This window comes from Cohnella baijiui (assembly GCF_020731285.1).
GTDB lineage: Bacteria > Bacillota > Bacilli > Paenibacillales > Paenibacillaceae > Cohnella.
In genome coordinates, this window is record NZ_JAJFOW010000002.1 from 204,864 (window position 1) to 218,460 (window position 13,597).

The 13,597-nt window shown below is 51.1% G+C and carries 7 protein-coding genes; 1 reads left to right on the forward strand and 6 read right to left on the reverse strand.

Annotated elements, in window-relative coordinates; genetic code table 11:
- Positions 1–9: 9 nt before the first annotated feature.
- A complete protein-coding gene (locus LKX83_RS02720; protein ID WP_227880642.1) occupies positions 10–1,563 on the forward strand; it encodes a serine hydrolase domain-containing protein in 1,554 nt (517 codons plus the stop codon).
- Here the strand turns inward: LKX83_RS02720 and LKX83_RS02725 are convergent.
- The 6 genes from LKX83_RS02725 to LKX83_RS02750 all read right to left on the reverse strand — a co-directional run bounded on the left by LKX83_RS02725 (position 1,532) and on the right by LKX83_RS02750 (position 13,498).
- Positions 1,532–3,346, reverse strand: coding sequence for a sensor histidine kinase (locus LKX83_RS02725; protein ID WP_227880643.1), 1,815 nt, complete (start codon positions 3,344–3,346; stop codon positions 1,532–1,534). The two genes, LKX83_RS02720 and LKX83_RS02725, sit on opposite strands and share 32 nt — an antisense overlap.
- Positions 3,347–3,363: 17 nt before the next feature.
- Positions 3,364–4,794: a response regulator gene (locus LKX83_RS02730; RefSeq protein WP_227880644.1), complete on the reverse strand. Its 1,431-nt coding sequence runs from the start codon at positions 4,792–4,794 to the stop codon at positions 3,364–3,366.
- Between the two features lie 74 nt (positions 4,795–4,868).
- Complete coding sequence (locus LKX83_RS02735) at positions 4,869–6,476, reverse strand: extracellular solute-binding protein (protein WP_227880645.1); 1,608 nt, start codon at positions 6,474–6,476, stop codon at positions 4,869–4,871.
- Positions 6,477–6,621: 145 nt separating this feature from the next.
- The gene (locus LKX83_RS02740; protein ID WP_370639007.1) at positions 6,622–7,494 is read right to left on the reverse strand and encodes a carbohydrate ABC transporter permease; all 873 of its coding nucleotides are present in this window, start codon (positions 7,492–7,494) and stop codon (positions 6,622–6,624) included.
- A gap of 14 nt (positions 7,495–7,508) precedes the next feature.
- A complete protein-coding gene (locus LKX83_RS02745) occupies positions 7,509–8,432 on the reverse strand; it encodes an ABC transporter permease (RefSeq protein WP_370639017.1) in 924 nt (307 codons plus the stop codon).
- 296 nt (positions 8,433–8,728) lie between these two features.
- On the reverse strand, positions 8,729–13,498 hold the full coding sequence (locus LKX83_RS02750) for a X2-like carbohydrate binding domain-containing protein (protein WP_227880647.1): 4,770 nt from the start codon (positions 13,496–13,498) through the stop codon (positions 8,729–8,731).
- Positions 13,499–13,597: the final 99 nt, after the last annotated feature.

Here is a 13,597-nt window from a genome sequence, read left to right on the forward strand (position 1 = left end):
TGGGATGAAATGACAACGAAAATGAAAATGAGAATGAGGATTTTAGCGATTTTCTTGTGCGGATTGTCCATCTTGCCCCTGTTCAGCTCGGCGCGAAGTGACGGAATCAAACAAGCAGATCGATCGGGAGCTTCGGACTTCTCCGATGTGGATGCGTATATTGCTCGCGAAATGAAACGACAGCATCTCCCGGGCTTGTCTCTCGGGATTGTACAGGGGGATCGCATTCTTTACCTGAAGGGATATGGCCAAGCCGACTCGACGGGTCGTCCTGTAACCCCTGATACCCCTTTCGGGTTAGGTTCGATCGGCAAATCGATGACGGCCATGGCCGTCCTGCAACTTGCCGAAGCGGGAAAAATCGATTTAGACGCGCCTATACAGCGCTATATTCACGCCAAGTTTGCCGGTGCAGCGTCCATTACGGTACGTCAGCTGCTTAACCAAACTAGCGGGTTCACCCAAATCTCGACTTTCAGCAATACGCTATCAAGCGCCAACGATCCCTATCGAGATGCGCTGGAGAAAAACGCCATGTCTTATGCGGAAAAGTTTTTAAAGCAACCCACGCCATCCGAACATCCCTACAGGTATTCGAACGCCAATTATGTACTGCTCGGCTATATTGTGCAACAAGTGACCGGCCAGTCCTATGGCGACTATGTGAAGGAACATATTTTCAGCCCTCTGTCTATGCAAAACAGCTTCGTTACGCTCGATGAAGCGGCTGAACACGGACTCGCTACGCCCTACCGTCGGATATTCGGATACAACTTTGCCTACAATGGCCCCTATGTGTATATTGCGGGGGATGCGCCGGCCGGCTACCTCTATACGAGCGCGAAGGATATGAGCCACTACTTGATCGCCCAAATGAACGGCGGCCGATTCGAAGACCGTTCCGTGCTCTCTTCGGAAGGCATTCGGTTGATGCAGACCGAACCCGTTCCGGGAACGTACGCCATGGGTTGGATGACAACACGTATTAACGGTGTGCCGGTTATCGGCCAGCCGGGCGGCTCGATCGGCTTTCAAGCGCAAACTTATATCGTGCCGGAACGACAACTGGGAGTCATCGTGTTCGCCAACGTACTTGACGCGATCGATTCCACTTTATTCAAATCGCACATCATCACGACGACCCACATCGCTACCGGGGTCATCAACTTGCTGAATGATCAACCGACTGGAGGATCCGGTCTCAGCATTTCGCAGAAATACTGGCTTGTAAACGGATTGATTCTCCTGTTCAGCGCATGGTTATTATACGCGTTCGTTCGAACGGCGAAGCGCTGCCTTGGGCCGCTGAATCCTGACCATTCAGGCCGTTCCGAAATATCGATCAAAGCGATAATCAATATCGTTATTCATTTTGCGGGGCTGATTATCATCCTGATTTTGAGTTTGACGCAAGTTGTGCCGGTATGGCATATCGCGACCATCTATCAGCCGGACGTCCTCGTATGGCTGAAGGTCGTGACTGCGGTTCTGGCACTGAAGGGAAGTTTGGAAATCGTTCGGTTGGTCCGGATCAACCTTTTTCTTCCAGATAGGGGATCTTAACGAATACTGTCGTGCCATCACCCATCTGACTTTCGATCTCTACCCCATACCCTTCTCCAAACAGCAGCTTGATCCGATTATGGATATTCGATAGACCGATACTTTTTCCGGCAAGACTGATTTCCGCTCTCTCCGAATATTCCATATTCAGTTTCGCTTTGATGGCTTCCAGCTCATCCTTGCCTATGCCTTTTCCGGAATCCGACACCTGGAAGCATACATCTCCATTCGCATCGATATTCCCGCTTACCCTAAGACTTCCTCCTGCGTCCATACTTTCCAGTCCATGATAGACTGAATTTTCAACAATGGGCTGCAATATCATTTTAGGCGTTTTCATTTCCAAGAGCTGGTCATCCACATTGATTTCCATCGAAAACTTGTCTTCATATCGAATGGAGATAATATTCATATAGGCCTTAATGCATTGAATTTCTTCACTGATCAAAACCAGATCGTCCTTTTTAATGCTATATCGAAAGATCTTGGACATACAGGAGGCGATCTGCGCGATCTCCTTGCTTCCGTATTCAAGTCCAATGCTGCTGATGCAATTTAATGTATTATAAAGGAAATGCGGATTGATTTGACTTTGCAAGGCGGAAAATTCAGCCTGCTTCTTGCTCAACTCCGACTCATATAATCTCGCCTGTGTATTGAATATATTTCGCGTCATGTCTTCCATTTTATCGATCATGCTATTGATCGAATAGGCCAAAACGCCGACTTCATTGGTCGAGCGTACCTTTACTCGAAAGCCCAAATCTCTTTCACCGATTTTTCTCATATCTGCTACTAGCCCCATGACAGGTCGTGTCAGATTATTCAAGAAAAAGTACCCCAAAATGATCAAGCTTAGAATGATGCCAATTCCCGCTATAATACTTGTATTTTTAATCGCATTCATATCCGTCGTCAGTTCTTGCACCGGAACGATGCTTACGATGCTCCACCCTTCCGCCTGCTCCAAGCCAATTTCTTGAACGAGTACGTCTTCCCCGTTTATTTTGGTTTTCAGCCCGTTGGATAAACTAGTCCGATCACCGGAAAGGATATCCTTGAATAAAACGTTGCGGAAATTTGCATTATTGGATGCAACGACCTCATTTCGGCTGTTCAAAATATACAAAGTGGAATGAGGCGTCAATTCCGTATTCTCAACTAGCTCTTGCATTTTTTCCATATTCACCATGACCGAAAAGTAGCCTGTTTTTTGAGAAAAATGGATCCCGCCAATCGATTCGATAATGGGTGCTAAATAAAAGAAATAATCTTTCCCCGTGTTTTTTTCTTTTAATAGATGGGTGAACGTTCCTCTTTTAAAAAAGTCGCTGTCATTTTTATAGGCATAAATAAATTCATCATATTGATTTAGAAAAAAAATATCTCCATTTGCGTTTGCTAAACTGCTAACCCGTCTTCCTTGTTTATCGTTAATCACAATTCCGTTCACATAGGAATTAAAGGACCTCATATATTCCATTAGATCAATGACATAGGTGCCTAAATCAAAATCCCTCTTATAATCATCGTCTTCAATGGTAAATTCTTGTATTTTTTTATTGTTGACCGCAATGCTTGTACTGACTTTGATATCGTTGAACACGGAGTCTATTTTTTGGCGCGTTTGTTCAATGATTGTATTTCCATAATTGGCGGCTCTTTTCTGCGTCAGATTATAAAAACTGAAATAAAAAAAGCACTCCATGGTTGTAAAAATAATAATGGCAAATAGAAAGATGAGTAAGATCTGATGCTTCAGTTTCAGTCTGCTAATCTGCACATTCTCCACTCCGATGATCAACTTTTTCTGAATCTCGAAGGCGTTATCCCGCATTGTTTCTTAAATACTTTATTGAAATAATAGTAATCCACATATCCTACTTTTGCGGCAATCTCTTCAATAGACAGTTCTGTATTTTTCAATAACCCGCAAGCTTTTTTGATCCTCAAATCCGTGATATATTCCGAAAAGGTTTTGCCCAGATTTTTTTTGAACAGTTGGCAGCAATAGACTTGGTTGATAAAGAACTTTACGGATAGATCTTTTAGATATAGCTTGCTCTGGTAATTCTGATCGATGTATTTGACCATCTGGGTAAAATAAGAGTTGATATCGCCATCATTGCTAAGCTGGTTGTTCAGCTCCTTGATATAGGTAAAAACATCATGCAAGAAGCTGCATAATGAATCGAAATTCTCAAATCGCTCTTTCAGTTCGGCGTAATTCAGGAAATCAAGCTCCATGTCCCTCAGTTCTTCGTAAAAGGTGCCCAGCAATACGCTGACCACTTGATTCCATAAATAAACCACCTCTCCCATGCCTAGATGATGATGTTTGAAGAAGATCAGGAGTCCCGACATGACGTCATCCATTTCTTCAAACTTCTTCTCCTGGATCATCGAAGAGATTTCATCGATGAACGGCTTCACCCGATTGATCTTTTGCTCGTACCAAAATATACCGTTTTCTTCATGCAAAAATACTTTTGACGCCGCGAGATCCGATTCTTTGATCAGCTTCGGAATATGTTCGCAACGATTCGAAATGCTGCTGATTCCTACCGCTTTGATGTCTGAACCAGTGAAAGCCGCCGCATCCAATCGATCTTCCAAATCCGTTCTATTGTCGCTTTTGAGAATATACAGCGTCTTTTTTGATCCAAGTTCAACTTCCACTGTATGTTTCATACCGAATAACTTTCGTTCACCCGTTTTCTCGCTATTCGAATAAATGATCAGCACGCGAAAGTAATCGTTGGATGAAACATCGAAAAGCTGCGTTAAATGCTTTCGTTCATTTTTATCCGTTGAGGTTAACGCCTCTATAATGAAGTTATTTCGAATACTTCTCTTTTTGGAAAAGTGCAAGGCCAGCTTTTCGATTAAGGGATCTGCCATTTCAATATCGATGGGCTTTAGGAAATAATCCAGCGCGCCATATCTTAAAGCCTCCTGCGCATAGGCGAATTCCGAGAAACCGCTTACAATCACAAACTCGACATCCAATCCCTTTTTTTTGGTCATCCCGATCAGGTCGAGACCGGAAATTTCAGGCATTCTGATATCCGTAAAAACCAGATCGGGACTCTCCTCGCATATAAACTCGAATGCCTGATGGGCGCTCGTAAATTGACCCGTTATTTCGAAACCGTACTTCTTCCAGTCAAATACATTCCGTATTCCTTTTATGGCCCAAGGTTCATCATCTACAATAATAACGCTATACATAAGAACCCCCTTGATCACTGTTAAATTGATATAGACCGCTGATCGGATCAACGGCCTATATGCCTATCTCATTTTCACTTTTTATTCGCTTGCATCGCTTTGTAAATTTTTATGCTTTCATCCGCAACGGCCTGCCCGCCTGCCGCCATATACTCCGCAACCATCTTATCATACAAATTGTCGAATTCTGCAGGCTTGCAGGAAATCAGCTTATCCGTCATTTGCTTGTTCAAATCGCCAAGCGTTTTCCCAAACTTAATGTTGGCCTCATTTGGCGTATCAAAGTAGAAGCCTGTGTAGGTGTCCGTCGTATTGATTTTGTACGATTGTTCTGCAACCTCTTCCAATCCGGGAGCCGTCGCAGCCAAAGCTTTGATATTCTTCTCCGGGTCGCCAAGCTCCACGCCATTTACAACCAAGGTATAATCAAGATTCAAATAGCTGGTTTGCATATTGTCCCCTGTTTGGTTGATTACCTCCGGAATCCCATTCGCATTCATCTTGTGGTTCACCCCTTCCTCCCCGTATTGCAGGAAGAATAAGACGTCGGGGCTGGACATCCAGTTGAGATATTTAATGGCCAGTTCCGCATTTTTACTGCTCTTGGGGATGATGATATTGATTCCGTTTTCGTTGTACGCGATTTTCTTGTACTTTCCTTCATCATTCTTAAACGTGTCGATCGGAACATAATTTGCTTCAGGCACATTCGCTTTTAAGGGTTCGCTGATATTTTGCCTTAACGGATAGTCCCAGTTGGCGCTGAAGAATCCGACTTTGCCGTTTGTAACGTCTGCATCCACTTGCTTGGCCGTTTTATCCAAGGCAAAATCAGGGCTGATTAATTTTTCATTATAGAGCTTGTTGAGATATTTCATCGCTTCCTTGTTTCCGGGTCTCAGCCATCCCGTACCCGTAACGAATTCTTCCTCCGACTGCGCTTTCCAGAAAGAGTCAACTAAATTTCCGGTTCCGTAGTTCATACCGGTTGCTGCCAATCCCCAAGGGATCACTCCATCGACGCCTCCGGGATTTTTATCTCTGAATGCAACTAAAGCATTATATAATTCATCTCGGGTTGTCGGAAGCGGCAGCCCCAATTTATCGAGCCAATCCTTTCTGATAAACATGCCGCCCCAGGCCAGGGAAGTCCTTTTGGCGGGTATCGCCATCTGTTTCCCGTTATAAACGCCATAAGAAAGAACTTTTTCCCCCAAATAATTCGTTAAGTCCTTGCCGTGCTCAGCCATCAAATCATTCAATTGCATAATGCCGTTCATTTTAGCGTACCTGTAAACGGTCGTGTTGTCATAAGTAAACGAGATATCCGGTGCCTCGCCAGATGCCATCAGTACATTGAGCTTGTCCACTTCCTGCGATCTGGGGACCGGAACGAATTTCACGACCGCATTGTTCGGCTTTCCGAAATGTTCATTGATGTATCTGGTCCAAGTATTGTTGTTCAAGTCCGGCTGCCCCTGTATGCCTCTATCAAATATTTCCACAGTCAGGGTAACCGGCGAACCCGAAGGCTTTTTCTCTGTCGACGATGTTGACGTTGACGTAGACGATGAAGATGGCCCGCTTTCTTTTGCCTCATGGTTGGAGTTCGAGCACGCTGCCAATACACTTGTCAATAACGTCAAAGCCGACAATGGAACCAACATTTTTTTCACTTTCATGTTAACCCTTCCTTCTTCAAATAGTCATGTTAAAGATTTGCTGCCATCCGTTTGAGCGCCTCTCCGGAGTGGAGTCGCTTCTTTTTCTTTTCCTGCCTGATCGGCAGAGAATTCACCCCCCTTTCTGCAGGGATCGCCCGGGATATCACCCCTTAATGGCCCCCGTCATGACGCCATCAACAAAATATTTTTGAAGTTTAGGGTAAACAAGTAGGATGGGAACGGTTGCAAACATGACGCTTGCAGCTTTCAGCGACTCGGGAACAATATAAGCTCCGACGCTGCCCTCGCCTTGCTGGGTATCTAACTGTTGATTGGCCGAAATGATTTGGTACAGTTTCAATTGAATCGGAAACAGATGCTTATCGGTAATATAAAAAAGCGCGTCCTGGAAACCGTTCCATCTGTCCACCGCGTAAAAGAGGCTTAACGTTGCGATCGCAGGCAAAGATAACGGAAGCACAATTCGTACAAGGATCCCCAGATCGTTGCAGCCATCGATAGCTGCCGATTCTTCCAGGTTTTCCGGAAGCTCTGTAAAGAAGGTTTTGAGAATAATCATATTGAAAACGCTCATCGCACCAGGCAAAATCAAGCCCATCATCGTATTTGTCAATGCCAGGTTCTTTACCAGAATGTAGGTAGGTATTAAACCTCCGCCAAAATACATGGTAAAGATCATCAGAGTTAAGATCGTGTTTCTTCCTTTTAATCTTTTCTTTGTAAGCGGATACGCTGCACAGATCGTTAAGAACATGCAAGCGAATGTATACAAAACGGTAAGCACGATCGTGTAGCCCAGCGTATAAATCATTTCGGTATCGCTTAAGATCGTTTTATAGGTTTCAAGTGTGAATTCTACCGGCCAAAGACTAACCTTCTGCGAAATAATCGCATTATTCGAGCTTAGCGAAAGAGCAATCATATATAAAAATGGAACCAGACAAGTAATCGCTACGCCAGTAAGAAATACGACCATCACGATATCTGCCGCATTCGTTTTTCGTTTGCTGCTCAACAGTCTCACCCTCCTTACCAAATTCCCTGCTCGCCGACTTTCTTAGCGATATAATTGGCTGTCACTAAAAATATCAACCCTACCACAGACTGAAATAGCCCGACTGCCGTAGCCTGCGAAAAATCCCCGGAACCAATGCCTACCCGGTATACAAACGTACTGATGACATCGGAGTATTCGCTTACCAGTGAATTTCCCATCACAAATGGCCGATCAAATCCGATCGAGACCATCCTGCCGATTTGGAGAATCAGCAAAATAATAATGGTATGCTTAATTCCGGGCAAAGTAATATGCCAGATCTTACGAAGTCTGCTGCATCCATCGATATCTGACGCCTCGAATAGCTCCCTATTGATCCCCGTCATTGCGGCTAAATATAGGATTGTACCCCATCCCGCATTTTGCCAGATCCCAACAATGACATACATGACCAGCCAGTTCGTTTTTTGAGAAAGAAACTCGATACTGCCCAAACCAAGGCCGTTTAACAAGCTATTCGCCATGCCGTGTGAGGAAAAAATCAGATACACCATGCCTCCGATAATGATCCACGACAAGAAGTGCGGCAAATACAGAACCGTTTGGGTCGCTTTTTTAAATTTCACATACCGGATTTCAAACAACAAAATGGCCAGTATGATCGGTGCCGGGAAACCCGCTACCAGATCCAGAAGGTTTAGAACAAGTGTATTGGTAAGCGCACGGTAAAAGCTATTTTGGTGAAAAATGAATTTGAAGACGTCAAGCCCAACCCACTCGCTCCCGCCGATTCCCTGAAAGATGTTGTAATCTTGAAACGCCATTAAAATGCCGTATATGGGAGCATATTTAAAGATGATCAAATACGCGATTGGCAGCAGTAAGAGTCCATACAGCAGATAATCTCTTTTTAAGGCATGTAAGAAGCCATTTTTTCGGAGGATTTTTCGGCTCATTTGGATAGGGTCTTCGTTGTCTAAAACCGCTTTCAATTTGATCATCCCTTTTTTTATGTCATGTAAATAATGATACTCGCAACCGCAATCAATAAAATGGAATGGATTAAATGAATTTGGTACTAATTTTAATTCCGATGCGCTCGAGAGCGTGACATGGACTAGAAGCGTATAAAATCCGGGGCGGGCGATGCCGTCGGGGCGGCCTTGATCGAGCTGGATGCGTGCGGGAAAGCAAGAAGCCGAAACGCTCCGGGTGAGGAGACGTTTCGGCTTCTTCGCGTGCCAATCCGAGATTAAGGGGTCTGTTGCTCTCCGCCGCTATCGGCCGGCGCGAAGTTGTGGTCGACCGAGGCTTCGAGGATGTCGCGAACGGCCCAGTGGCTGCTTGGAACGTCCCGCCACGGTGACTGCTCGAGGCCGTTGAGCGGCCCTCGGCTTAACGTCCGGTTAAGGATGACGACCGCTTCGGCCCGTGTCAACGAATCATTCGGCCGGAATGTGCCGTCTTCGTAGCCTTTAAGGTAGTCTGCGCCTTGCGCGGTTCGGATCTCGTTCTCCGCCCAACTGCCGATCGTGTCCTTGAAGCCTTCGCCCGGCGCCGACGAAGCTGCCGTGACGCGTACGGCGAGGACCGCCATCTCGGCGCGGGTGATCGGCTGCTCCGGCTTGGACGTGCCGTCGGCAAAGCCGTTCATCAGTCCCATGACCGTCGCCTGGGCGATCGCTTCCGCTGCCCAGTGCCCCGGCTTAACGTCGCTGTATGTGCGGGGCGATCCGCCGCCATCGCGCGTGGCGACACGGGACAGGATCGTCGCCATCTCGGCGCGGGTGATGACTTTCTCCGGCTTGAACAGTCCGCCTTCGAAGCCTTGGATATAGGCGGCATGCGCGGCGGCGGACGTATCGGCCGCTTTGACGAGCGCGAACGTGCTGAACTTGGAAGTCGTGAACCGGAGACCAACGCTGTCGCCGAATGCCGCGACGCTTCCTCTCTTGAATTCCTTCGTGCCGTCGCCGTGCTCGATGTAGACGCCGAGCCGTCCGAGCTCAGCTGCGCTCGGATTGCCGCCTTGCAGCGGAAGCATGAGCGTCACTTCGCGATTCTGCAGGTTCGTCTCGATCTCTATCGGCCGTCCGTTCAGCGCGACCTTGGCGCCGCCCGTCGCCGCGGTGACGATCGTCGTCCCGTTCGCGCGCTGCGCGATCTGCGCCCCTCGCTCCGTCGATCTGACCGGCACGAGCTTGAAGATCACGTCGCCGTCCAGTCCTTGGAGGGAGGCGTTCGGGATATGGATCTTCACGTTGGCCGTATCGAGGTCCAGATCGAGCCCGCTGCGGGCGATCCGGCCGACCGCGTCTTGGTCCAGCGTCACGCTGGCCAACGAGGCCTCGTCCTTCGCATCCGGGATGGCGACGACGATCGCTTTCGAGCCGGACGCTTGCTGCCGGTCGATCAGCGCTTTTGCGATGTCGCCCGTGAGCTTCGCCTCGTCTTTGAAGGTTCCATCTGGCTGCTGCGTCCGCTTAACGGTGACGATCGGCGTCGTATCGACGGTTCCGCTGCCGCCACCGCCATTACCGCCCCCACCGCCGCCGCCACCGTCGCCCGGGGAGCCGGGATCCGGCCCGCTTGCGGATACCGGCACGGCGAATCGGAGCGCGTCCACGAGCATCAGCTCGCCCGACGCTTTGACGACCTTGATCGTATGCGTGCCGTCGGTCAGACCGCTGATCGCGAACAGCTGCTGCTGCGCATTGCGAGCCGCCGCGTAGGCGCTGACGGTCTGTCTCAGCTGTCCGTCGATATAGACGTCCATATTGCCTTGCCTAGGGCCGGTCGGAAACAGCAGCTCCACGCCGGTGCCCTTGAACGTGTACTGGAAGAACGCGCCGTTCTCCGCAGATGCGTGCACATCGTCGCCATAGTCGCCTGCGAAGCTGAACGTCAGCTTCGTCGTGCCGACCGGCTGCGCCGCCAGATAGGCCGGCAGGATCGTAACCCGGCCGCCTTCGACCGTATAGTCCGCGTCGCGGACGAGCGCGTTCGCGCCGTTCGAGATGCCGGTCAAGCTATCGATGCTGGCGAGCACGTTCACGCTTAAGCCCGTCTGCCCGGCAGCGGCCTTGTCGTAGTCGACCGAAGAGACGTCGAGCAGATCAGGGAGCTGCACCCGCAGCGCGTCCAGCAGCATGAATTGGCCAGATCGCTTTACCGCTTTGATCGTATGGAGACCGTTCGCGAGCCCGGAGATGGAGAAGACAGTCTGTAGCGGCTTGTTGTGGGCATTCGCCTCATAGGTGCTGAACAAGCCTTGGCTCGCGTCGTCGATATAGACCTCGATATTCCCTTGGCCCTGATCGACTTCGGTTAATAAGTCGATGCCCGTCCCCTGGAACGTATACGTGAAAAAGTCCCCGTTGTTCTCGACCCAATGCACATCGTCTTTGTAATCCCCGAAGTTGCGGCCGCTGCTGCGGTTCCATGCCCCGGTGTACCGGATGGCGGGATCGTCGTCGTTGACCATCGCGTAGCGCCCCGGCGAGGACGAATTGCTCACCGTGACGGCAAGCGTCCGCGCGTCGCTGCGGGCGAACTCGAACGTCAACGTCGTCACTCCGATCGGGAGGCTCGCTAGATACGCCTTCAGAATATGGACGACGTCGCCGGCTACGGCATAATCTTCGCCTTCCTTCAGGCTGCCGTCCCCGTTTTTAATGCCGGTCAGACTGTTGCCGTCGGGGAGGGTCAGCTTCACCGCGAGATCGGACTGGGCCGACGGACGCTTGTCGAAGCTGGCGGCCGTCGGGTCGATCGACGTTCCTGAGATCGCCAAGGTCAGCCGCTGCGTATCGCCTCCGGCAAATTCGAACGTCAACTCGGCCGACTGGCCGGATGGCTGCCGCATCAGGTAGTCCGACTTGATCGACACGACGTTGTCGCTGACCGCATAGTCGGTGCCAAGCTGCAGCGCCGCCGCGCCGTTCTTGATGCCGGCGAGCGATGCGGAGCCGAACGGGAGCGGCGTCGCGACGTCCACAGGTTGATCCTTGTTGAAGCTGTTCGACGAAGGCGTTCCAAGCAGCGTGTCCGTCGTCACCTTGAAGGCGTCGAGCAAGAAGTAGTACTGGCCGCCGTCGTTCCGCGCGATCTTGATCGTGTGCGGCCCTTGATCCAGGCCCGAGATGCCGTACACGGCATATTGGCCCGCCTGCGTCGGGCTTTCGGCGTCGACTGTCTCCTTGAATTCGCCGTCGACATAGACGTCCAACTTGCCGCTGCTGGGGCTCATTTCGACCAGCACCTCGATGCCCATGCCGCTGAACGTATACGAAGCCTCCGGCTGCGTGCCGTTGTCGGGCTCTCCGTAGTGGACGTCGCCCATGTAGTCGCCGAACGAGCGTCCGCTGCTGTAGCCCCAGCGGTTGGCATATTGGATCGCCGGATCGTTGTCGTTAATCAGGACGGTATGGGAGACCGCGGCGGGATCCGCGGCATCCGCGGCCAACGCGTCCGGCTGCGCCTGATTGTCGCTGACCGTCCCTTCGGCGGTCTGTTGCGAAGCGCCTGCCGGCGACGAATCCGCGACGAGGACAGTCAGGTCCTGCGCGTCCCGCACCAGCTCGTTGCCGCCATTGCGCGTCCACGTTCCGGCGTATCTCATGCCGGTGTCGTCGTCGTTGACCGCGGACGTGCCGCTCTTGGCCGTAACCTTGAACAGCCGGGAAGCATGCGGCTCCAGGTAGACGGGCGCGATGCCGGCATCATAGGTACCGAGCTCCTCGTGGCTCCACAGATCGCGTACGGAGGCGGATCCGTCCAACCCGATATCCCGCCAGTTGACGCCGACCGTCGCGCCTTTGCTGCCGAGGTTGAACAAGGCTACCGTGTACGTCCCGTCGCCGTTGTTGGCATACCAAGCTTGCTGGTCGGTCGCCGTCGACACGGGATGCACCGGATGGCCGGCCTGTTGGACGGCGATGACTTCGTCGTTGGTCAGCAGACTGAGACCGTACGCGTCCAGATTGGACAGGTCGTCGCCGGTGTAGAGCTGCGCGGACGAGGCGGCCCACAGCGTCATGGCCGTCTGGCGCTCGTCCTTGGTCAGCCCGGAGGTCGCGCCGTTGCCGACGTTGAGAGAGTCGAAGTCGTTCCATCCCCCGGGGCCGGCATCGCGCCACCACAGCGCCGCGTCCGGGAACAGCCTGGCGATATTGCTCCATTGCGTCATCCCGACGTTGCGGTCGTACGCTTCCACATCCCAGTCCACGCGCCAGCCGTTGGCGTACTGCTTCCAATAATCCGCGTAATTGTGATCGAGCGCCCAGCTGAGCTCGAACCAGATACGATGCTTGCTCAGCGCCTGAGACCATGCCTTGACGTCGTCGCGGGCGTCGATGGAGGTGTCGTTATGCCCGGAGCCGGGCGTCACGCTATCGAATTTGACGAAGTCGACGCCCCATGAAGCGATGAGATCGGCGATCGAATCGATATATTTCTGCGCGCAGGGGTTGCTGAAGTCGATCTTGTATCCGAGATTCCAGTAATCCGCATATTTGTACGGCTTGACAACAATGTCCCCAATCGTGCAGCCGGACGGCCCCGAAGGATCGTAGATCGGGAGGTTCCGCTCGACCGCGGCCGGGGATACGCCCGGAATGAGATAGATCCCGAGCTTCTGCCCGTTGCGGTGCACGTAGTCGACGAGATTCTCGAATCCGCCGGGATACAGCTGCGCGCTCGGGATCGGTCGGCCGTAGCCGTCCATGCTGCCGTTCCAGCCCGCATCGATATTGATATAGTTATAGCCGTGAGCTTGCAGCTTCTCGTGCATGGCGTCAGACATCTTCTTGATTTTCGCTTCGGAGATCCAATTGCCGGCTTGGCCGTCGTACACCTGCAGACTATAGCTGCTCCAACCCATGTACGGCTTCAAGGCCAGTCCGTTGTCGGCTGCCGCCGCTACGTTCGGCCTCGGGCCGACGAATCCGATCTGCGCAACGACGATGATCGCGAGCAGCAGTCCGATCCAACCCTTGCGACGCCGGTGTGAATGATGGTTCAATTTCTGCAACCCCTTTGAATGAAAAGTGGTCTTGCCCTTATGCAGAAAAGTCCTTCGACCGCGAGAGACGGTCTGGCGCGCTCTCTTCGCAACCTCCTT

What these genes read in the sequence shown, in the direction of transcription:
- LKX83_RS02720 (WP_227880642.1), top strand. Translation starts at nt 10, where the DNA reads ATGACAACGAAAATGAAAATGAGAATGAGGATTTTAGCGATTTTCTTG.
- LKX83_RS02745 (WP_370639017.1), bottom strand. Translation starts at nt 8,432, where the DNA reads ATGAGCCGAAAAATCCTCCGAAAAAATGGCTTCTTACATGCCTTAAAA.
- LKX83_RS02730 (WP_227880644.1), bottom strand. Translation starts at nt 4,794, where the DNA reads ATGTATAGCGTTATTATTGTAGATGATGAACCTTGGGCCATAAAAGGA.
- LKX83_RS02735 (WP_227880645.1), bottom strand. Translation starts at nt 6,476, where the DNA reads ATGAAAGTGAAAAAAATGTTGGTTCCATTGTCGGCTTTGACGTTATTG.